The 25,433-nt window shown below is 46.1% G+C and carries 24 protein-coding genes and 1 pseudogene; 7 read left to right on the top strand and 18 right to left on the bottom strand.

Annotated features, from left to right (window positions below; all coding sequences use genetic code 11):
- Nucleotides 1-132 precede the first annotated feature (132 nt).
- The 4 genes from AC6I8Y_RS23035 (at nt 133) to AC6I8Y_RS23020 (ending at nt 4,912) form a co-directional block, all read left to right on the top strand.
- Entirely contained in the window at nt 133-297 is a 165-nt protein-coding gene (locus AC6I8Y_RS23035; protein WP_498021836.1) for a hypothetical protein, read from the top strand.
- Between the two features lie 607 nt (nt 298-904).
- On the top strand, nt 905-2,542 hold the full coding sequence (locus AC6I8Y_RS23030; protein WP_394149798.1) for an amidohydrolase family protein: 1,638 nt from the start codon (nt 905-907) through the stop codon (nt 2,540-2,542).
- Between the two features lie 113 nt (nt 2,543-2,655).
- Nucleotides 2,656-3,624: a CobW family GTP-binding protein gene (locus tag AC6I8Y_RS23025; protein WP_498021835.1), complete on the top strand. Its 969-nt coding sequence runs from the start codon at nt 2,656-2,658 to the stop codon at nt 3,622-3,624.
- Nucleotides 3,625-3,727: 103 nt separating this feature from the next.
- A complete protein-coding gene (locus AC6I8Y_RS23020; RefSeq protein ID WP_498021834.1) occupies nt 3,728-4,912 on the top strand; it encodes a threonine/serine exporter family protein in 1,185 nt (394 codons plus the stop codon).
- A 119-nt stretch (nt 4,913-5,031) separates the two neighbouring features.
- Here the strand turns inward: AC6I8Y_RS23020 and AC6I8Y_RS23015 are convergent, their stop codons facing one another.
- The 3 genes and pseudogenes from AC6I8Y_RS23015 to istA all read right to left on the bottom strand — a co-directional run bounded on the left by AC6I8Y_RS23015 (nt 5,032) and on the right by istA (nt 8,416).
- On the bottom strand, nt 5,032-5,943 hold the full coding sequence (locus tag AC6I8Y_RS23015) for a LysR family transcriptional regulator (protein ID WP_394149794.1): 912 nt from the start codon (nt 5,941-5,943) through the stop codon (nt 5,032-5,034).
- A gap of 192 nt (nt 5,944-6,135) precedes the next feature.
- Nucleotides 6,136-6,876: an IS21-like element ISVch3 family helper ATPase IstB gene (istB, locus tag AC6I8Y_RS23010; RefSeq protein WP_498021833.1), complete on the bottom strand. Its 741-nt coding sequence runs from the start codon at nt 6,874-6,876 to the stop codon at nt 6,136-6,138.
- 10 nt (nt 6,877-6,886) lie between these two features.
- A pseudogene (gene istA / locus AC6I8Y_RS23005) lies at nt 6,887-8,416 on the bottom strand (IS21 family transposase).
- Between the two features lie 386 nt (nt 8,417-8,802).
- Here istA and AC6I8Y_RS23000 point away from each other — a divergent pair.
- A complete protein-coding gene (locus tag AC6I8Y_RS23000) occupies nt 8,803-9,102 on the top strand; it encodes a hypothetical protein (protein ID WP_498021831.1) in 300 nt (99 codons plus the stop codon).
- 12 nt (nt 9,103-9,114) lie between these two features.
- Here AC6I8Y_RS23000 and AC6I8Y_RS22995 read toward each other — a convergent pair whose 3' ends face one another.
- The 11 genes from AC6I8Y_RS22995 to phnF form a co-directional block, all read right to left on the bottom strand.
- Nucleotides 9,115-9,759: a DapH/DapD/GlmU-related protein gene (locus AC6I8Y_RS22995; RefSeq protein ID WP_394149790.1), complete on the bottom strand. Its 645-nt coding sequence runs from the start codon at nt 9,757-9,759 to the stop codon at nt 9,115-9,117.
- Nucleotides 9,756-10,523 (bottom strand): phosphonate metabolism protein PhnP, encoded by a 768-nt coding sequence (phnP, locus tag AC6I8Y_RS22990; RefSeq protein WP_498021830.1) that lies wholly within the window; start codon nt 10,521-10,523, stop codon nt 9,756-9,758. The genes AC6I8Y_RS22995 and phnP overlap by 4 nt, the downstream gene beginning before the upstream one ends.
- Nucleotides 10,520-11,098 carry a ribose 1,5-bisphosphokinase gene (gene phnN, locus AC6I8Y_RS22985; RefSeq protein ID WP_498023103.1) on the bottom strand — a complete coding sequence of 193 codons (579 nt, stop codon included), beginning with the start codon at nt 11,096-11,098 and terminating at the stop codon, nt 10,520-10,522. The genes phnP and phnN overlap by 4 nt, the downstream gene beginning before the upstream one ends.
- A gap of 66 nt (nt 11,099-11,164) precedes the next feature.
- Entirely contained in the window at nt 11,165-12,298 is a 1,134-nt protein-coding gene (gene phnM / locus AC6I8Y_RS22980) for an alpha-D-ribose 1-methylphosphonate 5-triphosphate diphosphatase (protein WP_042475237.1), read from the bottom strand.
- Nucleotides 12,299-12,312: 14 nt separating this feature from the next.
- Nucleotides 12,313-13,050 (bottom strand): phosphonate C-P lyase system protein PhnL, encoded by a 738-nt coding sequence (gene phnL, locus AC6I8Y_RS22975; protein WP_128648166.1) that lies wholly within the window; start codon nt 13,048-13,050, stop codon nt 12,313-12,315.
- Between the two features lie 24 nt (nt 13,051-13,074).
- A complete protein-coding gene (gene phnK / locus AC6I8Y_RS22970) occupies nt 13,075-13,917 on the bottom strand; it encodes a phosphonate C-P lyase system protein PhnK (RefSeq protein WP_498021829.1) in 843 nt (280 codons plus the stop codon).
- A complete protein-coding gene (locus tag AC6I8Y_RS22965; protein ID WP_498021828.1) occupies nt 13,914-14,807 on the bottom strand; it encodes an alpha-D-ribose 1-methylphosphonate 5-phosphate C-P-lyase PhnJ in 894 nt (297 codons plus the stop codon). Before AC6I8Y_RS22965 ends, phnK begins: the two co-directional genes overlap by 4 nt.
- Nucleotides 14,804-15,907 (bottom strand): carbon-phosphorus lyase complex subunit, encoded by a 1,104-nt coding sequence (locus AC6I8Y_RS22960; protein ID WP_394149783.1) that lies wholly within the window; start codon nt 15,905-15,907, stop codon nt 14,804-14,806. The genes AC6I8Y_RS22965 and AC6I8Y_RS22960 overlap by 4 nt, the downstream gene beginning before the upstream one ends.
- Nucleotides 15,907-16,581, bottom strand: a complete 675-nt coding sequence (gene phnH / locus AC6I8Y_RS22955) for a phosphonate C-P lyase system protein PhnH (RefSeq protein ID WP_498021827.1) — start codon at nt 16,579-16,581, stop codon at nt 15,907-15,909. The genes AC6I8Y_RS22960 and phnH overlap by 1 nt, the downstream gene beginning before the upstream one ends.
- Before the next feature lie 143 nt (nt 16,582-16,724).
- A complete protein-coding gene (gene phnG, locus AC6I8Y_RS22950) occupies nt 16,725-17,171 on the bottom strand; it encodes a phosphonate C-P lyase system protein PhnG (protein ID WP_498021826.1) in 447 nt (148 codons plus the stop codon).
- Nucleotides 17,172-17,867 carry a phosphonate metabolism transcriptional regulator PhnF gene (gene phnF / locus AC6I8Y_RS22945; RefSeq protein WP_498021825.1) on the bottom strand — a complete coding sequence of 232 codons (696 nt, stop codon included), beginning with the start codon at nt 17,865-17,867 and terminating at the stop codon, nt 17,172-17,174.
- Between the two features lie 372 nt (nt 17,868-18,239).
- On the opposite strand from phnF, the gene AC6I8Y_RS22940 reads away from it, so the two are divergent.
- Nucleotides 18,240-19,163, top strand: coding sequence for a polyprenyl-phosphate transporter (locus AC6I8Y_RS22940; protein WP_498021824.1), 924 nt, complete (start codon nt 18,240-18,242; stop codon nt 19,161-19,163).
- Between the two features lie 59 nt (nt 19,164-19,222).
- Here AC6I8Y_RS22940 and AC6I8Y_RS22935 read toward each other — a convergent pair whose 3' ends face one another.
- From AC6I8Y_RS22935 to AC6I8Y_RS22920, 4 genes are all read right to left on the bottom strand, one after another.
- The gene (locus AC6I8Y_RS22935; protein WP_498021823.1) at nt 19,223-20,335 is read right to left on the bottom strand and encodes a porin; all 1,113 of its coding nucleotides are present in this window, start codon (nt 20,333-20,335) and stop codon (nt 19,223-19,225) included.
- Between the two features lie 2 nt (nt 20,336-20,337).
- The gene (locus tag AC6I8Y_RS22930) at nt 20,338-20,823 is read right to left on the bottom strand and encodes a hypothetical protein (protein ID WP_128648158.1); all 486 of its coding nucleotides are present in this window, start codon (nt 20,821-20,823) and stop codon (nt 20,338-20,340) included.
- A gap of 78 nt (nt 20,824-20,901) precedes the next feature.
- The gene (locus AC6I8Y_RS22925; protein WP_498023102.1) at nt 20,902-22,008 is read right to left on the bottom strand and encodes a porin; all 1,107 of its coding nucleotides are present in this window, start codon (nt 22,006-22,008) and stop codon (nt 20,902-20,904) included.
- Between the two features lie 2 nt (nt 22,009-22,010).
- Entirely contained in the window at nt 22,011-22,427 is a 417-nt protein-coding gene (locus AC6I8Y_RS22920) for a hypothetical protein (RefSeq protein WP_498023100.1), read from the bottom strand.
- A 150-nt stretch (nt 22,428-22,577) separates the two neighbouring features.
- Between AC6I8Y_RS22920 and AC6I8Y_RS22915 the strand changes: the two genes are divergently transcribed.
- The gene (locus AC6I8Y_RS22915) at nt 22,578-25,337 is read left to right on the top strand and encodes a hybrid sensor histidine kinase/response regulator (RefSeq protein WP_498021822.1); all 2,760 of its coding nucleotides are present in this window, start codon (nt 22,578-22,580) and stop codon (nt 25,335-25,337) included.
- Nucleotides 25,338-25,433 lie beyond the last annotated feature (96 nt).

The raw sequence follows: 25,433 nt of genomic DNA, 5'->3' as shown, positions 1-25,433 counted from the left end.
GTCGCCTGACATGACTACCCAAATTCTGTCACACAAGATGGTGGTTTCTTCTTCACGGATGAGGCATTAGCACTACGTGACAAATACAACACGCACTTTTGGATCAACACGCTATACGACAGTACCGCTGGTTTGCGTCCTGGCGGACGTGGCGACGAAATGGCTTTCTATGACGATTTACCCGACGAAGTTTGGGGTTGGTGGCATCGCACAGGTGCAACCATGTTCCAAACGGATGAGCCAATTATGGCGACAGAGTTCTTAGAAGAATCGGGTTATCGCGTAGCTTACGAATAGAGTAAGCAGCAACAGTCAGTCAGTTAATACCAAAAGCCCAGTAGATCGCCATCTATTGGGCTTTTTGGCTTTTTTTGTTGAAAGAAGCTGGCTACTGCGGAAGGTAGTTACTGGGGACAATAAAAGTTTTAGAGCAAGGTTCTTGACTCATTTTGGACAATTCTGAGTTACAGCGTATTTTTATCTAGAAAAACATAATTAGATGAAGTGTGTGAACCGCCTATGAGTCAAGTACCAAGAACACCCTTTGTCCTTCTTTGATAACGCTATGCATATCCGATCAAAAATAACTTAAATCCCAGACTAATGACTAGCATCAGTGAATAAGTCTGATCACTTGCATGAATAAACAAATCACTTCATTAGTGTATAGAGGATCTAGCCCTCTCTCAGCGATTTTAGCCGCTAAGGATTACATAATATAATCAGTCCACCTATTAAATTTAGAGAAAGATAAATTACCTAAGATAAAGTCAACTTAGTATTTATTGTGTACTTAATCTATCTTTAACTAATGCGGATACAGTTTACATACGCTATTAAACAAGCTAACGATAGTTAGCTATTGTAAATTTCATATAATAATTAAATTTAATCTGGAGAGATTGTGACTAAGAAAAATGTTACTAACTTAGGCCGAAGAAAAGCATTAAGCACCTTAGTGGCAAGTGCTGCTGCAATTCCATTTGCTAAGTCTATCGCTGAAGAAATATCCCTGACATCAAGCAATATTACATTAATGCCAAACCAAAAGGGTCCATACGATATCGTTATAAAAGGTGGGCGAGTAGTAGATCCCGAAACACAGCTAGATACCATTGCTAATGTCGGCATCATCGGTGAAAAAATAGCCGCAATCTCTGAGCATGCGTTGGAAGGTGCAAAGGTAATTGATGCAGCTGGATTAATCATAGCTCCTGGTTTCGTGGACCTTCATGCTCATGGGCAACAACTTCCTGCATCTCGCGCACAAGCTTTTGACGGTGTGACAACACAACTAGAAATGGAGTCTGGTTTATTACCCATTTCAAAATTCTATGACGACGTGGCAGCGGAAGGGCGTCCAATTAACTATGGTGCATCTGTCGGCTGGGCTTTTGCACGTGTGGTAGCAAAAGAGAAAAACGTACCAGCCCCCACCGGTAAGCTAACTTGGTTCCAACAGGCTTTTTCTTTTAGTAACTGGCAAAACTCTATCGCCACACCTGAGGAACTGAAACACATTTTAGATCAAGTCGAGCAAGGCCTAAAAGAAGGTGGGCTAGGTATTGGAATCAATGCTGGCTACGCGCCTGGATATGGTCATAAGGAATATTACGAACTCGCCAAACTTGCCAAAAGATATGAGGTGCCAACTTATACTCACGTTCGTTACGCAAATATGACGGAACCAAAATCTTCGTTTGAAGCGTATCAGGAGTTAATTAGCTTAGCCGCAACAACTGATGCTCATATGCATATCTGCCACCTAAACAGCACTTCTATTGCTGATATTGATATATGTGCAGACATGCTTCAGGATGCAATTGAGCGTGGGTTACCAATCACAACAGAGGCTTATCCGTACGCGGCGGGCTCAACAGCTGTAGGTGCTGAGGTATTCAGAGGTGATGATTGGCTTGAACGATGGGGCGTGCCTTCTGCAAGTTATATGGAGCTAAATGGCAACCCTCTTTCACAAGCCAAAATAGACGACCTTCAGGCAAACAATCCCGGTCAATTAATCGTAATGCACTTCCTAAAACCAGATGATTTGCCTGAAGATAGGAGAAAGCTCAACCGTTCTGTATTATTTCCAAACGCCTGCATTGCAACTGATGGTATGCCATGGTCTGACTCGAAAGGTCGGTTTATTGAAGGCGATGTTTGGCCTCTTCCAAAAGATGCATTTGCTCATCCTCGGTCAATTGGTAGCTATGCACGATTTATCAAAGAGTATGTCAACGTCCATAAAGATATTTCCTTAACTGAGGCACTTGCCCGGACAAGTTTAAATGCTTGTCGAATCATTGAAAATGCTGTTCCACAAATGAAGCAAAAAGGCCGTATTCAAGTAGGTAAAGATGCTGACATTGTGGTATTTGACTTAGAAAAAATCGCAGATAAAGCAACGTATACTGACCCTGTACAGCTTTCTGAAGGTTTTTCCCATGTGATCGTTAATGGGAAACAAGTCATCGAAAATGGAGAGATGGATCTAACAATGATGGCAGGTAAGCCTATTCGTCGTGAAGTAACGGTTTAAATCATAACCCGGCGGCTCATTGAGCCGTCAGTACTCACCTCTTTATCGCCAAACATAGATACGAGCCTTGATAGAGAAGCCTCTATTAAGGTCGACATCAAAAAGGTACTATTATGTCGAAAAATCCAGTCCCTGTTACCATCCTTTCTGGCTTTCTAGGTGCAGGTAAAACAACCCTGCTAAACCACATTCTAACTAACTCTAGCGGTATGAAAATAGCTGTCATCGTCAATGATTTTGGTTCAATCAACGTTGATGCGGAACTTGTAGAGTCGAGTGATGAAAACATGATCTCGTTAGAAAATGGCTGCGTTTGCTGTAGCTTATCTGAAGGTCTTGTGGTTGCTGTCATGCGACTGCTCGCTCTCGAAGAACGCCCAGATCATATTATTGTAGAAACATCTGGCATCGCAGACCCGAAAGATGTTGCCTCTCAGTTTGAAGATCCTGAACTGCAAGTTCACGCTCCCCTCAACGCCATCATTAGCACCATCGATGCAGACAACCTATTATCGCTTGAGGGAGACATGAAACATCTCGCTGAACGACAGATCAGTGTCGCTGACATCGTACTGATTAACAAAATTGATTTAGTTCCTGAAGAAAAACTAGAAGCTGTACGTCAAGCTACTAACCAAATTTCACCATTTGCAAAGTTATCTGAAATGTCTTTTGGTCAAATTGAGCTCCCAGTGATCTTTGATACACCAGACATATTCTTAGATAGAATGGAAGCCAACCAATCATGTCACCATGAAGATTGTACTGATACACAATGTCACCACCAACATCATCATTTTGAGACGTTTAGTTTTGAAACGGATAAGCCATTATCACTAGAACCTCTTTATAATCTGCTTCAACAGTTTTCGGTTTCAGCGTACCGCATGAAGGGCATATTAAACTTAATTGAACGTCCAGAGCACAGAATAATCTTTCAGTGCACAGGCCAAAGGGCAACCATGAAAGTAGGTAACGAATGGGCAACTCAAGAACACAGAAGTACGCGCCTTGTGTTTATCGGCCCTAAAGGTGGCCTCGATAAAGATGCAATGACAACACAATTATCGGCGCTAGTTTAATATAGTTTTTACTAGCCCCACACTCTAACTTACCAATGGATAGTTCACCTATTACTAGCTGGTGAAAGCTGGCGCTGTTGAATAACATTTATCTGAGTCACTCATGAAAAAGTCACAACAAGAACAACATGTTCGCAATACGATGACGTTTGTTCGCCAACTTCATCAATCCGGTTATGCACCTTCAACAGTAGCGGAATATGCAGATGCGTTCGCACGTAAGCATGGAGTTAAGTTCACTCTCGATGTCACACCGACAAAGATCACCGCTGTTTTCCATGAGCCTATCAATCAAGTTGTAATGGAATCAATCAGTCCCCCTAGCGTGAACCTCAGGCAGTTAGTCACAACAATTAGACAATTTAAAAACACAAGAAAAGGCGATTTATCTCAAGTTAATGCACTTTCTTACCCTAACTGGGTAATTTGCTTCGCCAACTTACTCTTACCGCCATGCTATTTGTTGTTAATTGGAAGCTCGTATGAATCTGCGTTTCTTTCAATATTGTTTGGCTTCATCGCGTGGTTGGGCATGCATTTATTGCGAAATGAACGAGCTCCGCTCATTGAGCTATTAACCGCATTTTTATCTAGCTTTATTATTGGCTTGGTATCTCACTACAATCAGGAATTGCCTGTATTAGCATTATGTATTTCTGCAACCTTGCTTTTTGTTCCAGGCCTTACAGTGACAAACTCACTCGCCAGTTTGGCGATCAATGATTATAGATCTGGATTAGAACTAATGGCACAAAGCGGTTTAATCATCATAAAACTGGTCATAGGCATCGTATTGGGCCTTGGAGCGGCTGAACTTATTCTTCCAGTTGGTGAGACCGTACAAGTAAATCATACACATAGCCTGTGGATACAAGTTCCAGCATTACTTTTGATTTCAATGGCCATTGGACTCGTTTTTAATGGAGGATTTAGAACCATTTTGCTTGGCCTTCCTGCTGCAGGCATTGGACTATGGGGGCCTCAAGTGTTCACACCAGACTGGCTCATAGGCACATGGATTAGTACCGTACTGATTATTTTGTATGGTATAGCAGTTTCCAAGATAACTCATTTACCTCCATTTACATACATAGTGCAAGGTTTCATTATTATCGTGCCTGGTACCAGGATTATGGTTGGTGCAAGTGATGGGTTATATTCAACGAGTATTCTCGGCACCCCAAATGTAGGCCTAAATGCTGTATTAATGTTCGCAGCCATCGTCGCTGGCCAAATCACGACATTTGCTTTAATGAACAAACATTTTAAAGTTAGCGCATACAATTAATAACCATTTAATCTTAGTGATATCGTGGCTATAAGTCCCTTTTTACTAAACTGATCTGGTATTAAGACGGCATATTCTGCGAGACGTTTCACACAACGTCTCGCTTCTATAATTTGATCTCAAAAGCCCTGGAGCTCTCGAAACCGCTCTATATACAAATCTATCGCAGTGACAATGGTTTTCTTTATATTCAACACCTGCTTTGAAGGTAAGCTCAATAATGAAATAGAACACTTCATACCATTTTTCAGCTCGTCAAACTCAAGAGGTTCTAAATTGTCGGTAACAATTTCAGACTCACTTAAGATTTTAGGTAGCCACGCCCACCCCAGCCCCTCTTTAACCATTTTAATAACTAACGCTAACTGTTCGTATTCTTCAACGTTCGCTGAATACACCACTTTAGCCTTGAAACCCTCCTCCGAAAGAGAACGAAGCAATAGCTGTCGGCTGGTCTTTAGTTCTCCCAATACTTCATTCGAGGGAAGTTTCGACATTGGACCGCCTTTTTTTACGAATGGAACGAATTCCATATGACCTAGAAAAATCGAGTCATAACTCTGTATACCGCTAACAGAATGGCCTAGCACTATAGAAAAATGAATTTGTCCAGCCTTCATGCCTTTTTCTGCAGCTTTGTTTGAACGGACAACAAAATTAGCTCTTAGCAGTGGGAAGTCTTTGTCTAGTTGAGAGCGAATATAATGAAGAAGGTTGTGAGGAATAAAGCTTGGATAAGCAATTGTTATCTCTTCAAGACTACCGCCAGCGAGGCTCATAGCTACTTTATCGAAAACTCGTGTTTGTTCTACAGACTGTTTAGCATAGTAATAAAGCATGTGTGCATCTTCCGTAGGCTCAATACTTCGACCACCTCTTTCAAATAATTGGACTGCCACCATGTCCTCCAAGTTACTAATAACTTGGCCAACAGTTGTGCGGTGCCTGTTGAGTTGTAAACCCGCTTTGCTCAGTGAACGCTGTTCATAAACAGTTACGAACGCCTGCAGTTGTTCGATACTAAAATTCATTTTTCCTCTCGTAGTTCAGTGCCTATTAGAAAAATATTAATAACTTTAGCACTGGTCACTTTAATGCCCCAGGTATTTGATGGATCTAATCCTCGTATGTTCTGAGTCATAGTTGCGTATTTCGGTGATTGCGAACGCTTGTTTCGGTTTATTCCGAACACCTGAACCAGCACTTTTTCTCTTTCCCTATTTTTACTCTAAGTGTTCGGATTGCGCCAGTTTTCTCATTGATTCTCCTCCCAGTTCTATTCGATGACTATTGTGAACTAGACGATCCATTAAAGCGTCAGCGCCAGTGGCGTTGCCGATCATGTTGTACCACTCTTTTACTGGTAACTGGCTGATGACGCTTGTGCTGCTGTTTTGGTAACGGTCTTCAAGCACTTCTAACAAGTGACCTGCATGCTCTTGAGTCTGTTTTTCCATCCCCCAGTCGTCGAGGAGTAGTAAGCCTTTCTTAGCCAGCGACTGAAGTTGTTTTTGATAGCTACCATCCAGACGACCTGCGGTCAGATCATCAAGCAAGCGAGTTAATCGGTAGTACCTGACGGTTTGCTGTTGGTCGCAGGCACTGGTTGCCAGAGCGCAACCAAGATAGGTTTTGCCAGCACCTGTTGGGCCTGTGATCAAGATATTTTGATGCTTATGCAGATAACTGCCTGTTAGCAGTTCGTTCATCTGTTTACGATTGAGATTTCGTCCCTCTTTGTAGATGAGTTGGCTCGGCTGGGCATCCACTCTCAGCTTTGCTTGTCGCTTCAAGCGTTGGATTTTGCTCTGATTACGGTTCAAGATTTCACTCTCCAGGAGCAAGCTTAACCGCTCCTCGAAGTCCAGCTCTGCGTAGGTGGTCAGTTGCTCTTGTTGCTGCTCTAACGCTTTCGCCGCATGGCTCAAGCGCAGGGTTTTAAGTTGGTCATTGAGTGCGTTCATATCCTTTCTCCTAGTGATAACAGTTCGGGCCACGAACATTGCTGTGAACAAGGTTCGGCGTATTCGTGTTGTCTTTACTCAGTTGCCCCTCACGATTGTTCTTGAGTAGATTGTTGACGAAGGTGTAATTGGGTTTTGTTAGCATCAGTGCATCTTTACAGGCTTGCACGAGGCGCGATTCGCCATGGGCTTTGCCGAGGTTGAGCAGCCCAAGGCAGGAACGATACGACTGCTCGGGATGAGGCTTAGAGTTCAGCATTTTATTGACGACTTCCCGTGTGGCAGGGCCGATATTGGCCCCCCAGTTGAGTAAACGTCCAGGCGACCACTTTTGATGTTGATGATTACTCGGCATGTGCTCAGGTTGAGTGCTGTTTCCGCGCTCCCTTTGGCTACGCGGGTGCTGGGCGACCAAGTTACCTTGATGGTAGATTTGCACCGACGGTTGGAGGTTTCCAGTTCGACATGGTGACCAACAAGCTGATGGGGAACCGAGTAGTAGTGACGGCGATATTCGATGTGATAATCAGGCCCAACCTTGGCTCGCTTGGTTTCAGTATAGAGGTATCGCTGCTTAGGAAGGGGCTTTAACGCGGGTTTATCGAGTTTGTTGAACAGCGCTTCGCGGCTCGCACCATACTGCTTCATCTCACGTTGGTTTAAGTCATTCATCAGTTCACGGATCGCAAGGTTCAGCTCTTTGAAGGTATAGAAGGTTTGATGGCGAAGTCGCATCATGATCCAACGTTCCACTAGGAGGACAGCATTCTCTGCCTTGGCTTTGTCTTTCGGTTTGTAGGGGCGAGCTGGCATCACGGCAGTTTGATAATGATTTGCCAGTTTTTGATAGCTTTCATTAAGCCTCGGTTCATAACGGTTAGCTTTGCTGACCGCGCTGCGTAGATTATCGGGAACCAAGAGCCGTGGGACACCACCGAAGTGTTCGAGTGCATTGGCGCGCCTCTAACCAGTAAGACTTACCTTGACTCGGGAAGGCTTCAACATAGGTGTAATTGGACGCTCCTAAGGTCGCCACGAACACTTCTGCTTCGCGCACTTCACCTGTATCAGGGTTGACCACTTGAAGCCGAGGCCCACAGTAATCGATAAACAGCTTATCACCTGCAACATGGAGCTGACGCATACTGCGCTTTTGGGTTTTGAACCAACGAGTGAAGTGCTCGCAGAACTGAGTGTAAGCGTAAGCTTGCTCTTGATATTGCTCGTGGTACTCCTGCCACAACAACATTTTTGTCATGCCTTTACGCTTGAGTTCGACAGCGTACTGAGCGAAGTCTGGCATAACCTTGTATCGACTGGCTTGCTTCGAATGATATAGGGCTTTGGTAAGGTCTGTATCACTGCAATCTTCTGGGAGAGGCCAGCCTATCTGACTTTGCTTAAAGCGAGCGACAAGCTCTGAGACTGTTGCAAGGCTGACATTGAGACAACTAGCAATACTACGGTAGGACAACCCACACTCGTACTTAAGGCGTAATATCTCTTTGATTTTGTTCATTGGAGTTCTCTTTTTAGCCATTGTCGCTTCCTTACGTTCTTGTTTAAGAAGTAAAGAATAGCGATTAACTCAGTAGGAATTAGATGGCCTAGATTCAAGAACCAACTCTTAACATCATTAATAGTTAGTTGAATGACTCTTTGATGAAAACAGTCGTTAGTTGATCGTAACTTACAATGGGGCAAAAGCTTCTCAGCGCAAAAATCAAACCATGACGAAAGCATCTTAGGTTTGGAAACTTAATATTCAACGACAGCAACATCGAAAAAATACCAAGTGCTCAAAATGTGCGTTCTAACCAACTGAAATCTTAAATTGTTGACTAAACGAGGCTTTTTTGTGAATCAATTGTTTTACCATTGTGTAGTCCGCAGTAGTTTTAACACTGACACACATGGTGGTAGAAAATGGAATCAACAAGTACAAGCTGTACACCTCGCCAAGCAAACATCAACGCCGCTTTCGGCTCTCTCGTCGTTGTCGCAGTAGCAATCTTCTATATGGATATTTTGGGAGGCACCCCATCGATATTATTTGCTGTCGTTGCTTCCATTGCGTGTGTCGCGAACTTGCGTCATTTGCTTATTCAGCCCAAGACAGATAGCAAAGACGTCAAGGTAGCGGACGAGCCAGTGGAGAGTATTCCAGTTGTCGAGCAACAGACTCCTCCACCGCGTAAGAAACCCAATCTATATTTGGTTAAATAAGCAGTAGCTCCACTACTGCACATTCTCAAAATGCGCCAAAAACTCCGCTGTATCTTTCTGAAACAGCGGCAGTGCCATTGCGATTTGTTCATCGCTCCAGTCCCACCATGCCAACGCCTCTAGCCTAGGTCCAAAAGTCTCATCTTCAAAACGTGGACGCAGTACGCGAGCTGGATTGCCGACCACAATAGAATATGGAGGAACGTCTTTGGTGACTACGCTGCCAGCCCCCACGATAGAGCCATTGCCGACCGTAACACCTGGGAGAATAATCGCGCCGTGTCCAATCCAAACATCGTGACCGATCACGACCTTGTCTTCCTCGCGCCAGCTAAATACTTCGTCATCCAACGTGGATGGGTTTTCGCCTAGTCCATATTTTCCCGGACGATAAGTAAAGTGATGCAATGTTGGACGCCACCATGGGTGGTTGCTTGGGTTGATTCGCACTGCGGCAGCGATAGAGGTGAATTTGCCAACAGTGGTGAACATTAGGTTGCTATCGTTTTGGATATAGCTGTAGTCATCCACAGTCACATTGTTGAGTACGCAGCGCTCTGCAATTTCGGTCCAGCGACCCAATTCTGTGCGATGTAATCTGCTGCATGGTGTGACGCTTGGTGCAGCGGATAGCGTTGGTGATAGCGGCTGACTCATAATAGGATCTCCTGTCCGTCATTGAGAATTTGAAACTGGTCTGAAAAGCGTTGTGGGTTGTGTTTTGCCCAAAGCAGCAGCTCATGCCCCACATGCATGATGCCAATATGTTTCGCTTGGGTGTCTTTTGCTATTTTCTCCACTTGGTAGAGATCGTTGTGGTTATTGCTAACCCTCGATTGCTCGCATTCGATGGGTGGGTAATTACAATCAATGATGATCCAATCAAAGCTTCGCTCTTTAAGCCACTGAGTCGTTTCACTGGGCAAACCGTTAGTGTCCGTGAGATAGGCAATACTCTGACCCTCAAATTCAAAGGCGTAACCTAGAGTCAGCTTGGAGTGAATAAGAGGAAGTGGCGTGACCGTGATACCTTGCCACTCAAAGGATTTGAAAGGATAAGCACGGAAAGAAAAGTCGAGCACGCCGGGGTGTTTGTAGAGGTCATCACAGCCCTTAGGATCGTCCGGTGAGTGAACCGGAATCGACGCCCCTTTCCCCCAGCGCAAATCGAACAAGCTATGGACATGGTCCATGTGATAGTGTGTTAACAATATTTTATCGATCGTACCTGAGGGGAAACGATCGAGAAGATCGGAGGCATTAGCATCCAAAAGCAGTTTGCGACCTTGGTGCTCGAGATACGCGGAGCTTTTTTCTCGGCGCAATGTTTTATCAAGCCTCGCCGCTGCGCAAATCTCACAATCACACCCCCATACAGGCACCATGGCACTGTCGCCGGTGCCAAGCATCACCAATTTCATGACTTCGCTTCCTCAAGCTTGGAGCGCACTTGACGAAACTGGTCGACACTGTGGGCGATGTCACCGCTGTTATCGATATGATGACAGCCTTGCTGACTAGCAATGGCAAAGTCAGTTGCTCGCTTGAGCCTACGCTCAATCTCTTGCGCTGATTCACGACCACGAGACTCTAAGCGTGTGCGCAGCACCTCGAGACTTACATTCACAACAACGGGCACTAAAACGTCACCAAAGCATTGCTTTGCTTGGTTAAGTTCTGCTCGCGAACCATTGAGAACAACTGAGAATCCACTGTTTAGCCAAGACTTCACTTCCACACCAACGCCATAGCAAAGGCCGTGAGCTTGCCAACTCATCGCAAACAGCCCTTTAGTTTGCCTAGAGAAGTACTCGGTTTCGCTGATGGCGATATGGTTTTCTCCACCAGCACCAAATGGGCGAGTGATATAGCGATGGGCAACAATGATGTCTTCGGGAAACTCCGCGCGAATCGCATCGATTAGGGTGTCTTTGCCAGCGCCTGAGGGACCAACGATATAGTAGAGCTTCCCCTTGGTATTAGTCGCCCCAGACATCAAAGATGTCGTTGATGAAAAAGAAGCATCCGAAGATGCTTCTAAATTAAGTACGTCTATCATTGGCTAGAACACCTTCTTGCCTTCACGCCACACGCGCGCCACCAATGGATGACCGTCGACTTGCTTGGCTAGCACCAAATCTGCGCGCTTGCCTTCCGCGATAACGCCTCGGTCATTAAGACTCAGGGCTTCCGCAGGATTCTTGGTCACGAGCTGCACTGCTTGTGGCAAGGTTAAGCTGTTACGCTCATCCCAAGAGAGCTTGTAGATACCTTCAAGTAAACTCATTGGGTAGTAGTCTGAAGACAAGATATCCAGAACGCCGTGAGACGCTAGCTCATGCGCTGCTACATTGCCTGAGTGAGAACCACCACGAACAACGTTAGGCGCGCCCATCAATACCTTCAAACCTAGCTCATGAGACTTCTTGGCTGCTTCTACCGTCGTTGGGAACTCAGCAATCACCATCTCGAGATCTTTTGACTCTTGAACGTGAGCAATAGTCGCATCATCGTGACTTGCCATTGGGATACCAAGCTCACGACACTGGCGACAGATCTCATTGCGGTTTTGCGTTGACCAGCGGTTAGAGAGCTCAACTTGTTTTCTCTCAAACTCCGCCATCTCGCTGTCTGAAAGATTATGCTTACCTTGGTAGTAAGTACGATACTTCTCTACATCGACAAATTGACGCTGACCCGGCGCGTGATCCATAAGCGATACTAACTGCACCTCAGGCAAATTGGCATACTTTTCAAACATGCCAACCGTCGTCTCATGCGGCACTTCACAGCGTAGGTGTAGCCTGTGTTCAGCGCGTGTCAGGTTGCGTTTTTGACTGTCGACAACCGTGCTGATAAATAAATCTAAGTTAGTTTGGCGCTTTTCATCTCGAAAGTCGCCTAGCGCAACGGCATCAAGCACCGTAGTTATACCTGATCCAATCAACTGGGTGTCATGCGCACTCATCGCGGAGAATGGCGGCCAATCGACTTTAGGGCGAGGGGTAAAATATTGCTCTAGATTATCGGTGTGCAGCTCGATAAAGCCCGGCATCAAGTAGTCACCTTCGCCATCGTACGCACCAGCAACCTGACTTTGTGAATCCGACATGCTGACGATCTTGCCGTCACGCATTTCGATTGAGCCTTTTACTACTTCGTTCTCAAGAACCAAATTTACATTGGTGATAATCATGCTGCGTTCTCCCGTTATGCGCATGCTGAGATTGGATTCGACTGAGCGCTCTCCTGCTCAATCTGCTTTTTCACGTCATAGAGTCTGTCTGCGACTTGATCGCGTGTCGCTGCATCGTGGAAGATGCCGACAATGGCTGCGCCACGCTGTTTCGCTTCATGAATCAAGCTAACGACAACAGCGCTGTTGGTAGCATCCAATGAAGCCGTAGGCTCATCGAGCAGAAGAATCGGATAATCAACGATAAAGCCACGCGCGATGTTGACGCGCTGCTGCTCACCACCTGAGAACGTCGCAGGTGCTAGATTCCATAGGTGCTCTGGTACATTTAGACGAGTAAGCAGGGTTTTCGCTTTTTGCTCAGCGAGAGTGCGGCATCCGCCCATTTCCAGCATCGGCTGCATAACGACTTCAAGCGCACTAATGCGTGGAATAACTCGCAAGAATTGGCTTACCCAACCGATGGTGTGTTTGCGAACATTAATGATTTCACGTGGCTGCGCTGTTGCGATATTGACCCAGCGACCTTGGTGCTCAACCTCAATATCACCGGTATCAACGAGATAATTGGCGTACAAGGCGCGAAGTAGCGTTGATTTACCTGAGCCAGAGCGACCGTTCAGTACTACACACTCGCCACTAGCTACATTGAAGTCCGCGCCTTGTAGTACGTCGAGCTCGATGCCATTTTGATTATGCAGAACAAAGGTCTTGCTCACGTTTGAAACTTTGATTTTGGTCTGAGTTGTCATGATTAAAAATCCTTAGTTCTGCGATCAGTTCTGCAAGACAGAAGAAACCAGTAGCTGGGTGTATGGGTGTTGAGGATCGTCGAGAACCTGATCCGTGAGTCCTGTCTCAACGACTTCACTTCGACGCATCACCATCAAGCGATGTGCAAGTAAACGAGCCACGGCTAAATCATGGGTTACGATAACAACGGCAAGTTCCAGTTCTGTGACAAGGCGGCGCAGTAGGTCAAGTAGTTTCGCCTGGACCGATACGTCCAACCCTCCAGTTGGCTCATCCATAAAGATAAGCTTCGGATGTGTCACCAAGTTACGGGCAATTTGCAGACGCTGCTGCATACCGCCAGAGAAGGTCGTTGGCATGTCATCGATGCGATCCTGTGGGATCTCGACATCCGTTAACCATTTCGTTGACTCCTTACGGATATCACCGTAATGGCGCTTACCAACCGCCATTAGACGCTCACCAATGTTACCGCCCGCAGAAACACGACCACGCAACCCGTCCATAGGGTGCTGATGAACCACGCCCCATTCCGTGCGCAATAGCTGACGACGCTGGCTTTCGGCCATTTCATACAAGTCTTCAAGCTGAGTAATTTGGTCTTCACCACGACCGCGAATATAGAGCACGTCGCCACTGTCTGGCGTTTGACGACCTGATAGTGATTTCAACAAGGTACTTTTACCTGAGCCAGATTCACCGACAATGCCGAGCACTTCGCCTGGAAACAGATCAAACGACACGTTAGTAAAGCCCTTGCCCGGCGCATAAAGCTTAGTGAGATTACGAACTGAAAGAAGTGGCTGCTCACTATCAGCATACTCATTGCTATGTTTATTTTGATTGACTAGCGCTGACATGCTCATGCGTAATTCTCCATCTTCTCAGCTTGCTGTTTTTCCACTTGTTCGCTGCAATAGTCCGTATCAGAACAGACAAACATGTGGTTGCCTTCATCGTCCATCACAACTTCATCAAGGAAAGTGTCCGTCGCGCCACAGATAGCACACGGTTCATCCCACTTTTGAATCTCAAACGGATGATCTTCAAAATCTAGGCTTTGAACCTTGGTGTATGGAGGAACGGCGTAAATACGCTTTTCGCGACCAGCACCAAATAGCTGTAGTGCCGCCATGTTGTCCATTTTCGGGTTATCAAACTTCGGAATTGGCGATGGGTCCATGATGTAACGGTCGTTAACGCGAACGGGATACGCATACGCGATTGCAATGTGACCAAAACGAGCAATGTCTTCATACAGCTTAACGTGCATAATTCCGTACTCTTCAAGGGCGTGCATTTTTCGAGTCTCGGTCTCACGAGGCTCAATAAAGCGCAGCGGCTCCGGGATTGGCACTTGGTAAACCAGAATTTGATCTTTCGAAAGCCCAATTTCTGGAATGCGGTGACGGGTCTGAATAATCGACGCATCAACCGTTTTTTCGGTCGTTTTCGCACTGGCCACCGACTTGAAGAACTCTCGAATAGAGACAGCATTGGTCGTGTCATCCGCACCTTGGTCAATCACCTTTAGTGTGTCGGCTTCACCAATGATCGCTGCGGTAATTTGCACCCCACCAGTCCCCCAGCCATAAGGCATTGGCATCTCACGACCACCAAACGGGACTTGATAGCCCGGAATCGAAACGGCTTTAAGTAGCGCACGGCGAATCATCCGTTTGGTTTGCTCATCAAGGTAACCGTAGTTATAACCGGTCACACCTTGTGCATGGGTATTAGTTTGTGTTTGGCTCATGACTGGCTCTCCTGCTGCTCGCCTTGAGTTTGAGTAAGTTCTTCATGCTCTTTGTGCATCTTGCGAAGCAGTTCAAGCTCTGCTTGGAAATCAACGTAGTGAGGCAGTTTCAGGTGGGAAACAAAGCCTGCTGCTTCTACGTTGTCAGAGTGAGACAGTACAAACTCCTCATCTTGAGCCGGACCATCTACCGCTTCATCGTACTCAGCGGCTTGCAGCGAGCGGTCGACCAAAGCCATCGACATTGCCTTGCGCTCAGTAGAACCAAATGTAAGACCATAGCCACGAGTCAGCTTGGCTTTCTCAGTCTTGCTGCCCACAAAGCCATTGACCATCTGACATTCCGTTAGCTCAATCTCGCCAATATCGATAGCAAACCCTAACTCTTCTGGCACCAGGGATAGGTCGCAAAAACCGATGCGAATCTCCCCCGCAAACGGGTGATTGCGTCCGTAGCCACGCTGGGTTGAATAACCTAGCGCCAATAAAAAGCCTTCATCACCACGCACGAGATTCTGCAGGCGCGCGCTGCGATCACATGGATAGTTCACCGGATTCATCGTAATGTCTTCAGGAACCTGTTGGTTGTCTTGCTCAGCGGTCATCAAGTCCAGTTTTTCCAGAATTCCCATCACCTGAGGGCACGCTTCCATTACCGTCGATTCCGATGTATCAACCTGTGGAGTTTCCCCCGCAGCAAGCAAGCTAAAGTCGAGCAAACGGTGGGTATAATCGTAAGTTGGACCGAGAACCTGACCACCCGGAAGATCTTTATAGGTTGCCGAAATACGGCGCTCAATACGCATTTCGCTGGTATTCACTGCCTCAGACACCGACAAGCGAGGAAGAGTTGTGCGATAGGCTCTTAGTAAGAAAATCGCTTCTACTAAATCGCCGTTGGCTTGCTTCACTGCGAGTGCAGCTAGCTCTCGGTCATAGATGCCGCCTTCGGTCATTACGCGGTCAACACTGCCGGACAACTGCTCACTAATTTGTGCAACAGTAAGCTCAGCAAGTTCTGGATTACCGCGGCGTTTTTGAGCTTGGAGTTGATGAGCGTTGTTAATGGCTTTCTCGCCACCTTTTACTGCGACGTACATTAGTTCACCTCGATATGAGTGGTGCGTGGGAGACAAGCGATGGCATCATCACTAACCAATACCAAGTCAATGCCAAGCGGGAAGGCAAAGCGTTGTTGGCGCTCAAGCAAGAAGTTTTGAAAACCCACAGGTACATCGCCGATGTTAAGCGTAGTGGTTGATTCAATACCTGGACCCGCAAGCGTCAGTGATACGCCGTCTTGCGCTAGGTTTTGGTTTGCGCTGCTGCTAAGCGTGCCTAGTTCCACAATCACAGTGGTCGATTGATCTGGATACTCTTCACAGCCAAGATTGAAAGCAGCGTCGTTCCAGTCGAAGGCTGCAAGATCGCGCTCAGCAATCACGGCAAATGAGGCGTCGTGTTGCTCTTCTGTCATTGGGCTTCCGCAGTGAAAGCGGATATTCTCACGAATCGCAATATCATCGTGATGCGATGGTGATAGCCAGATTGGCGTCGCGTTATCAGCAAGGCTGAGCAGCGTTTGTGTCGTTGCTTTGTGCATAGCGCCAAAGCCTTCGCTTTTAATGAGCGTAACAATCTCGCTTGGCTCCGACATTGCTTTTAACAGCAATCGAAAGCAGTGCTGGCTGTCATGAACTGCGTCTTGGAATGCAGTGGTGATGGTTGTCATGGTGTTCTGCCTATATGTGTTGGCTGCACGCCAACGCTTCATTCTTGTTTGTCACCTGCGAGTTGGGGAATCTACCTTGGGCGTGCGCTTTGAGTAGATTCCTGCCTGCGCAGGAATGACGGATAGTTGGGCTAAGTTGTTAGCCTGAAGTTGATCTCAAAGCGGACCTAGTCTTCTCCACGGACCTAATCTTCTCCGCGGACCATGGTGAAAAAGTCCACCTTACTGGTTGCGACTTCTTTGGCGCGCTGTTGCTGCTGCTCTTGTTTGATTGCTGCTAGCGGCTCTATCACGGCATTCATCAGCAACTCATTATGAGTTGAGGTTTGCAGAAGACCGTCGATCACCGCCGCGAGCTCAGCTTGCGCTTTGTTTCGTCCGTGCAGATAGCTGTAACCCATTTCTCCGCTTGCGAGCTTAACGACAGCTCGGGTAATCGTTGCGTCCCCCATGTTGAACTCACGCCCTGTGCCACCCATACGAGCACGTACTTGAGCAAGCCCGATTTCTGGTTGACGAACCATTTGGTAGTCCGCTTCTAGGTTGGTCGCGCTCCATAGGCGCTCTAGCTCGTTGTGCTGGCTTTGTGCCAACACTGACATCCAGCTTTGTCTTTCAGTCACAGCCGTCATTTAATGCTCCATTACTATTTCGGTTGCGTCGGAACGGCTATTGGAGCTAGAAAACTCAGCCACAATGTTGGTTCCTTTGATAACGTTTTTGGTTTTGACTTTAAGAATTGGCGTACTCTGCGTAATTTGCAGCAGACGACATTCTTCGTTAGTAGGGACTTTGGCACCGACGCGAGTCTCCTTGCGCTCAAGATCGATATCCAGACCACGTTTGATAAATCCGTGCAGAGACCCATTGTGAAAATTCTTCAATACTCGCCACCAGCTCAGATCAGGAAGGTAGTGGTCGATGATGGTACGCGGGCACTCTTCTGTGCGTCGAAGAGTACGGATATGGATGATTTTGACGCCTTCCTCAATACCTAAGTACTCGGCAATCTTCATCGGTGCGGCAACAACACGACTCTGAATCACTTCACATCGCGGTCTGGCACCTTGCTCTATCAGGTTCTTGGTAAAGTGAGCGCCAGAGTGAATGCGATAATCACTTGGCTGTCTCACCACCATGTTGCCCTTGCCTTGATGTCTTTGAACCATCCCGGTATTCACTAGCTCATCGATAGCACGGCGCAGCGTATGACGGTTGACCTCAAAACGCTTTGCGAGTTGGCCTTCCGGCGGTAGATACTCTCCCGGCGTATATTGCTCTCGAACTTCTTGGTCTAAGACCGATGCGATTTCTAGGTAAACTGGCATATCCACTCCTTCCATTTGTGAGTTGTCTAGACAAGTTTGGCTAAATAGAAAATGAATCTAGCTCACTGCACTCGTTGTCTTGGTGCCTTGTTGATGTAGAGATACTTTGACGAGCTTGTATGAAGGTTTCGTGTCCGTTCCTTTGCAGATTTGCAACATAGTGGTATCGACCACCACTTATCTAGACAAGATGCAGGCGTTGATTTTATTGGGCTTTCGGGATGTTATAGGAAGGCGAGCATGGACTTATATAGATTGGGAATTCATATTAATTTGACGCACTTAACGGTACTTGCTGTGGCAATTTCTCTAGTGCACTAAATTACGCATGCATATATACTCTGCTCCAACTTTTTAAACCAAGAAGAAACCATGAAGAACTATCTGACTACATTCTTAAAAGGAATGGCGATGGGTGCAGCCGACGTTGTACCTGGCGTATCGGGAGGTACGATCGCCTTTATTACTGGTATTTACGATACCTTGCTAGAAAGTATCCGACGCGTTAACCCTAGCCTGTTCGGTATTTGGAAACGTGAAGGCTTCAAAGCTGCGTTTGACCATATCAATGGCTTTTTCCTTATTGCGCTGTTTGGTGGCATCCTGACGTCGATTCTGTCACTTGCGAAGTTCATCTCTTGGGCGCTAGAAACCCACCCAGTACCGGTGTGGTCGTTCTTCTTTGGTCTGATCATGGTGTCTGTTTATCACATGATTAAACAGGTTGAGCAAAAGACACTGTCGCGCTTTATCGTGCTACTGATCGGTGCGGTGTTTGCTTACAGCATCACGGTACTCAAGCCTCTTCAGATGGACCCAACCAGCCTAAACATCTTCTTTGCTGGCTGTATCGCTATCTGTGCAATGATTCTTCCTGGTATTTCAGGTAGCTTCATTCTGCTTCTTCTAGGTATGTACACACCGGTTTTGGGCGCAGTGAAAGGTCTACAAATTGATGTCATGGCTCTGTTTGCGACAGGCTGCTTGGTTGGTTTGCTCTCGTTCTCACACGTGCTTTCATGGCTGCTAAAGCGCTTCCGCGATTTCGCTTTAGTGTTCTTGACAGGTCTGATGCTAGGCACGCTTCCAAAGCTATGGCCATGGAAAGAGACCATCTCATGGCGCACCAACTCAAAAGGTGAACAGGTTCCTCTTATCCAAGAAAACCTATCGCCATTCAACTTTGAGTCTGTGACTGGCCAACCTTCACAACTCGTTATCGCAGTTGTTCTGATGTTGGCGGCAATTGGTCTGGTGCTGGCGCTAGAAAAAGTTGCGGAGAAAGGTGAGAAATAATCTTACTAGCTCAAAAGAAAAGGCTCACTAAGTGAGCCTTTTTTAGTTTTAAGCGATGCTTAGAACACGAAGTTAACCATGATGGTGTACATGTTGGCGTCGGTGTCTTGCTCTGGTGACTGAATAAATGGACCACTCTGACCATTCACAGCATTAAAGCGCTGCCATTCAGCATTCAATGATACGTTGTAAAGTAGGTCGTACCGTAGTCCCAATGTCCAACTATCCCCGGTCTTACCTTCGTAAGGGTTGTTATCACTACCTTCACTATAAGTTTCACCATAGACCAAATACGGTGTAAATTGGCTAATTCGGTAGGCAGCACTTGCGTACCACGATGATGACAAATCGTTCTTTTGCCCCTCAGCCATTAGCTTCAATGCATCAAAATCATATTCCGCGCCTAATGAATAGAGTTTGATGTTCTGATCTTTTAGCGGCTGCTCTAAGTAAGGGATGGTCATGAAAAAACCAGGAGCAACTTCAACATCAAGATTACGTATCTTGTTGGTCTGATCAAAATTCGAGTCGAGGAATGCAAAATTGACACGGAAGTTATCGCCTATCAACTGCGCATTCAGACCCCACATATTTTTAGTTTCAAACTCCAATGTTAGGTTAGGATTAAAATCCACTTCATTGTTGTCTTTGAAACCTACAAATGGGGTGAGCGACAATTGCAGCTCGTCAGTCAGGCTATAGTTCCAAATGATGCTAGCGCCGTTGTATGCAGTTACACCCAAAATACTGTTGTAGACCTCTTCATTGGGTCTTGCGGTAGTATAAGCATGCCCAACATAGTAGTACTCAGATGCCAAGAAAACAGGAAGGCGAAGTCGCCCAGCTCGCACCTCAAAGTCACCAATGGAGTACCCCAAATAAGCCCACTCAAGTTGTGGCTCGCTCCAATGATCTTGTGGTCGTTTGACAATCTGTACCGAAGCTTTAAAAGCCTCATAGAAATAGTCTAGCTGCACCCCAAACGTGGTGTCACAGTCAAAACAGTCTTCATCTCTAATGTTTCGATTGACGAGCAGCGGGGTTTCATTGTCGCTGCGAGCCCAAGACGTCGAACCAAAACCACTGATAGAGAAATTGTCGGTAATATCAATTGCTGCCGTTGCTGATGTTGATGCCACTGCTAAGCTCATTGCAAGAAGTTGTTTTTTCATTGTTATTTCTCCTTACTCACTACGTACAGGACCTTGGCTTCACTCGGCACTTCATCAAGAGGTGCATAACCTATCCTGTTGGGTTTCTCGATTAACCAAGCAATGAGCGTATTCACGTTGGCATTCCCTATTTCTTTTGGTGGTCGTGCTTTCCCTGAGAAGGACAAGCTCGCCCAATACGCATTCATTTGCGCGACGTCTTTGCCGAGAAGAGATTGGTAAAATTCTGAACGTTCTGTCGACGTTTCGGGCCAATCGGAGAGCTCGATTCGTTTACCTTGGAGCGACTTGGCTTTACCACGGTAAAGCATGCGCGCTTTGCTTCGCGTCAACTCATCAAACTCTTGATTGAGGGTAAATACCGCATATTCAGTTGCCGCAAAGGCTCTACTGTCTGGAGGAATCACAACAAGACCTATCAATAGCACGGTCAAAATAGACAACGTGCGGCAAGGTCGAGCAAGCCATCCGGCTTTGAATTTCAACATCGTAACCTCTTCATTCAAAATCCTTTTTAATAAGAGATAATTTAGTACTGGGGATGTTAGTTTCTACTTTATTGCACGTTAGAAAACGAAATTAACCATTATCGTGAACAGATTGGCAGTGTTGTCCTCTAAGTTATCCGATGAGATGGTTCTCTCTGGCGCAAATGCTCCCGAGCCATCATTGAGCACTTTGACGTATTGATACTCTGCATTAATGGAAACATTGTTCAAAACGTCGTAGCGAACACCCAACGTAGTCGTCATGTTGGAGCGTTTATCTTGCTGATAGAGCTGGCCATAAGCGACATAAGGTGTGAATGGCGCTAATCGATAACTCAGCATGCTGTACCAATCCATGCGTCGAGATTCGGTTTTTTGGAACTCAAACGTAGCTTTGAGCATACCAAATTCATATTCCGTACCAACCGAGTATAGTTTTACCCTATTCTCATCTGTTTCGTTTATTGGGAAAGATATCTCATATGGAGGGAAAGGAATATCCGCAAAGCCTGTACCCCTTGATGTCACATCAAACTTTCCATCCATTACAGAAAAGTTCCAGCGGTAAAAATCACCAAGTAACTGAGCGTTGATTCCATAGAGTCTTTGCGTCTCAAACTCCAGCTCAAAAGTCGGACTAAACGTCACGCTGTTTTTATCATCAAAGCCAACATAAGGCGTTACCGTAAGCTGGATGTCATCGCCAATATACGTGTTCCACGTTGCCGCTATTCCGTTGTACCCAGTGATACCCAGAAAAGCGCCATACACTTCGGTTGGAAGTCGTGCCAGTGTATAAGCCTGCCCGACATAAAAGTATTCTGACGCAAGGTAAAGCGGTAGCCTCTGACGCCCCGCTCTGATATCGAAATTATCGAACTCATATCCAACATAAGCCCACTCCAACGAAGGGTTACTCCAATGGTCTTGAGGGCGTTTCACACCTTGAACCGAGGCTTTGAATCCATTGTTGTAGTAATCAAGTTGCAAACCAAACGTGGTATCACAGTCAAAGCAGTTTTCATCTTTGATAAACCGATTGATAAATAGTGGTGTGTCATTATCTGAACGGGCCCAAGAAGTTGAACCAAAGCCACTAAAAGATAGCGTATCGGTCAATTCGATAACAGCGTGAACAGGAGAACTGAGTAAGGTAGCAGTTAAGATAATTGGAAGCTTATTCATCATTATTTACCTCCCTCAACCACGTACAAAACATTGGCATTATCCGGAAGAGCGCTCAAAGGGGCATATCCTATTCGCTCTGGTTTTTGACTTAACCATTGAATAAGCTCATCAATATTTGCGGAGTTAATTTCTTTTGGAGGACGCGCTTTCCCCGAGAAAGAAAGGCTTGCCCAGTAGGCATTCATTTGAGCAACGTCTTTACCGAGCAAAGACTTATAAAAGGTCGCTCTCTCTGCGGAATTTTCCGGCCAGTCCGAGAGTTCAATTCGCTCACCTTGGAGAGATTTTGTTTTACCTCGATAGAGCATTCTTGCTTTACTGCGGCTCAGTTCGTCAAAACTCTCGTTCATCGAAAAGATGGCGTAGTCATCTGCTGCTTTCGCGGCCTGCGTAAAAAGCAAGCTACATACACACATCAAGCTGATGATATTCACCAATTTTCTGTATTCCTGCCGACTGCGCGTTTTAGTCATTATTATTACACTCTAGAGGATTCCTTTCCTAAACTACCGATAGATTAGTTTACAAGCAGTGATGTTCAAGAATATTTGTCAGGAATGGGCTATATGGATGTGTTAAACAAGATGTCGATCAAAACTCGAATCATTTTAATGGCGGTTTTGCCCTTGATCGTGATTTTAGTCTTTTCTGCTTGGGAAGTGTTCCGAACGCAGAGAAACCTGCAGCAGATGTCGGTGCTTTCTCATCAATCACAAGCACTTGGCTTTTTAGGAAAGTATAGCGCTATCCTCCATAACGCACGCTTAGAGAAACTACAGCGAACGTTCGACGGTAACAAAAATGTCATCTTTCCTAAATTAGATGAATGTCTCGATAAATTACAGCTTGTACTCAACGAAGCTTATTATTTAACAGATATAGATACCGTCCAAAATACGCTTAATGAACTTCGAGAAGCACAAGCAGAAATAGAATTTGTTGAAGATATCGAAGAGCTTGAAGAGTGGAGCTCTTGGGTCGAAGAATTAATTACAGCGCTTATTGCCAAGCTTGAAAGCGTCAAAGTTGACACCGGCTCACGCTCCATTGAATCTCATTTGAGCGCGTTGTTTACCCTAGAGTGGATACGCTTCTGGGCAACCGAAGAAAACTGGCTCATTCATTTGGATATCTATGAAGGCCATGGCGTGAATCACGAACATCATGAAGAAAGCCACGAAGCGCTAGGGACTCTATTTGAAAGGCAGCAGTACCTCATTGACCGATTCTTGAATATCAACGCCGATGCCTCTCAGGTGAGCTTGCTCCTGAAAACCTTCTCTGATGATTCATTTATTAAGAGCATTCAATTTCGTGATCGCGTATTAAATGACGAACACGCAAAGCCCAAACTTCCAGAAATTGTTGCTGGCGTCGAGGCTCTCGACCGTCGCTTGGAGTTAATTCAGCAAGCAACAGAACAAATCAATAAACAGCTTTCTAATGAAATGAGCATGGGCATCCGTGCTCTTGAAACTCGATTGTGGCTCACCATAGGTATCACCTTATCCGTGATGCTAGCACTGCTTGTTCTCAGCTTTAACATCGCTCGTCGCATCATCTTTTTCCTCAACAATACCCTAGAGACATTTGAGAAGATTGAGAAGCATGATGGTGATAACGTACTGGCTTCTACCGAAGGGCACGATGAGTTTAGTCGATTCGGCGGGCAAATGAATCGCTTGATCGAAGAGCGCCGTGAGAATGAAAGACGCATGGTGGCGGCAAAAGAAGAAGCGGAGCGCGCCAATGTCGCGAAAAGCTCATTCTTAGCGAACATGTCCCACGAAATACGCACCCCGTTAAATGGTATTATCGGCATGTCTGGGATCTTGTCAGATTCCCAGCTTGATCCGGTACAGCGCGATTACCTCAACACCATAGAAACCTCATCACAGACCCTGCTGATCTTGATCAACGATATCTTAGACATCTCCAAGATCGAGTCGGGTAACCTGCTCATCTCACTGCATAGCTCAAACTTACGTGAGATCGCCTATGACACGCTCGCCATCGTAATGTCGAAAGCCAAAGAAAAAGATCTCGATCTTCAAGTGCGCTTCACGCGTGGCATGCCGCATATGCTTATCATCGATGATCACCGTCTACGCCAGATCTTAATGAACCTAATGTCTAATGCCGTCAAGTTTACCAGCAAAGGTCATGTGGGCATCAGCATAGACGTAGAGCATATCAGCGGTGAACGATGCGCGCTGACCATTGCCATTGAAGACTCAGGAATAGGTATCGATAAAGAGAAACAAGATTCTATCTTCAAGCCCTTTACTCAAGAAGACAGCTCTGTTACCCGTCAATTTGGAGGAACCGGTTTAGGATTGGCGATTTCCTCTCAACTGGTAGAGCTTATGGGAGGTCACATAGAGATCGACTCAGAAAAAGGCAAAGGCAGCCGCTTCTTCTTCACTATAGAGTCAGGCATTGCTCAGGAGAAAGCTCCGACATCACCAAAGTTGAGTCAAACTCAATTTGTAGTCATAACCAATCAACAAGGGTTCGCGCAATCGGTAACCGATGAGCTCACACACTTTGGTTTACAGCACCAAGTGATGCACTCGCAGTTCAGTGAAATAACGGATGTTACGAGCAACAGCATCATCATCTATTGTATGAGTGATAGCCAAAGTGCTCGTACCGAGCTGATGAAACTTGGTGTCACTTGGCCTGCAACCCCTATTGTTTTGGTTCAGGCGCAAAATGCAGAAGCTGGTGACTATCAGGGGCTGATTGCCGGATTGGTCACCTATCCGCTACTCGGTGCTCGATTAATTGATGCACTCTCTAATGCGCCAAAACAACACCAAGCGATGGGTAAAACGAGGGAGCCAAAACTCGAGGTGGTCGGTAGTGGCGATCCAGCGGAACATATCAGGGTCAAGCCGACACAACCGACATTACAAGAGATGGCAAAAAGTCCCGATAACCAATCCATCTTGCTGGTAGAAGATAATCTGGTTAACCAGAAGGTGGCCTCGTTACTGCTCAAGAAGTCCGGTTATCACGTAGATATAGCCAACAACGGTCAAGAAGCGTTGAACTACCTGTGCGATGACAACAACTACTATCACGTGGTGCTGATGGATTGCATGATGCCAGTGAAGGACGGTTTTACCGCGTCAGAAGAGTTTCGACTGTATGAAGAGCAGTACAACAAGGCGCGAACACCCATTATTGCCCTCACGGCTAGCGTGCTCGATGACGACATCCAACGCTGTACCGACAGTGGGATGGACGATTACGTCTCCAAGCCCTTCAACAAGTCCGTACTGCTAGAGAAAATCAAAACCATTAGAGAGCAGCCCGAATAGAGTCCAAGCCTTGTATGACGGTTCGATTGAACATGAGGCTTTTTATGCGCTGATTTTTTCTCTAAAATCAGCGCAACGTTTTCTATCAAGATTGAA

Source organism: Vibrio sp. KUL78 (assembly GCF_059725505.1).
Note: the sequence above shows the minus strand (reverse complement) of the source record. Positions and strands in the feature narration are given on the sequence as shown.

Bases quoted from the DNA above. Each gene is read 5' to 3' on its own strand.
- AC6I8Y_RS22925 (WP_498023102.1), bottom strand. From the start codon at position 22,008: ATGAATAAGCTTCCAATTATCTTAACTGCTACCTTACTCAGTTCTCCT.
- AC6I8Y_RS22965 (WP_498021828.1), bottom strand. From the start codon at position 14,807: ATGAGCCAAACACAAACTAATACCCATGCACAAGGTGTGACCGGTTAT.
- phnP (WP_498021830.1), bottom strand. From the start codon at position 10,523: ATGAAATTGGTGATGCTTGGCACCGGCGACAGTGCCATGGTGCCTGTA.
- AC6I8Y_RS22995 (WP_394149790.1), bottom strand. From the start codon at position 9,759: ATGAGTCAGCCGCTATCACCAACGCTATCCGCTGCACCAAGCGTCACA.
- AC6I8Y_RS22930 (WP_128648158.1), bottom strand. From the start codon at position 20,823: ATGTTGAAATTCAAAGCCGGATGGCTTGCTCGACCTTGCCGCACGTTG.
- AC6I8Y_RS22920 (WP_498023100.1), bottom strand. From the start codon at position 22,427: ATGTGTGTATGTAGCTTGCTTTTTACGCAGGCCGCGAAAGCAGCAGAT.
- AC6I8Y_RS22935 (WP_498021823.1), bottom strand. From the start codon at position 20,335: ATGAAAAAACAACTTCTTGCAATGAGCTTAGCAGTGGCATCAACATCA.
- AC6I8Y_RS22915 (WP_498021822.1), top strand. From the start codon at position 22,578: ATGGATGTGTTAAACAAGATGTCGATCAAAACTCGAATCATTTTAATG.
- AC6I8Y_RS22960 (WP_394149783.1), bottom strand. From the start codon at position 15,907: ATGTACGTCGCAGTAAAAGGTGGCGAGAAAGCCATTAACAACGCTCAT.
- AC6I8Y_RS23025 (WP_498021835.1), top strand. From the start codon at position 2,656: ATGTCGAAAAATCCAGTCCCTGTTACCATCCTTTCTGGCTTTCTAGGT.
- phnM (WP_042475237.1), bottom strand. From the start codon at position 12,298: ATGATTATCACCAATGTAAATTTGGTTCTTGAGAACGAAGTAGTAAAA.
- AC6I8Y_RS22940 (WP_498021824.1), top strand. From the start codon at position 18,240: ATGAAGAACTATCTGACTACATTCTTAAAAGGAATGGCGATGGGTGCA.
- AC6I8Y_RS23000 (WP_498021831.1), top strand. From the start codon at position 8,803: ATGGAATCAACAAGTACAAGCTGTACACCTCGCCAAGCAAACATCAAC.
- phnG (WP_498021826.1), bottom strand. From the start codon at position 17,171: ATGACGGCTGTGACTGAAAGACAAAGCTGGATGTCAGTGTTGGCACAA.
- istB (WP_498021833.1), bottom strand. From the start codon at position 6,876: ATGAACGCACTCAATGACCAACTTAAAACCCTGCGCTTGAGCCATGCG.
- phnN (WP_498023103.1), bottom strand. From the start codon at position 11,098: ATGTCTGGGGCGACTAATACCAAGGGGAAGCTCTACTATATCGTTGGT.
- phnF (WP_498021825.1), bottom strand. From the start codon at position 17,867: ATGCCAGTTTACCTAGAAATCGCATCGGTCTTAGACCAAGAAGTTCGA.
- phnK (WP_498021829.1), bottom strand. From the start codon at position 13,917: ATGAGCATGTCAGCGCTAGTCAATCAAAATAAACATAGCAATGAGTAT.
- AC6I8Y_RS23015 (WP_394149794.1), bottom strand. From the start codon at position 5,943: ATGAATTTTAGTATCGAACAACTGCAGGCGTTCGTAACTGTTTATGAA.
- phnH (WP_498021827.1), bottom strand. From the start codon at position 16,581: ATGAAGCGTTGGCGTGCAGCCAACACATATAGGCAGAACACCATGACA.
- AC6I8Y_RS23020 (WP_498021834.1), top strand. From the start codon at position 3,728: ATGAAAAAGTCACAACAAGAACAACATGTTCGCAATACGATGACGTTT.
- phnL (WP_128648166.1), bottom strand. From the start codon at position 13,050: ATGACAACTCAGACCAAAATCAAAGTTTCAAACGTGAGCAAGACCTTT.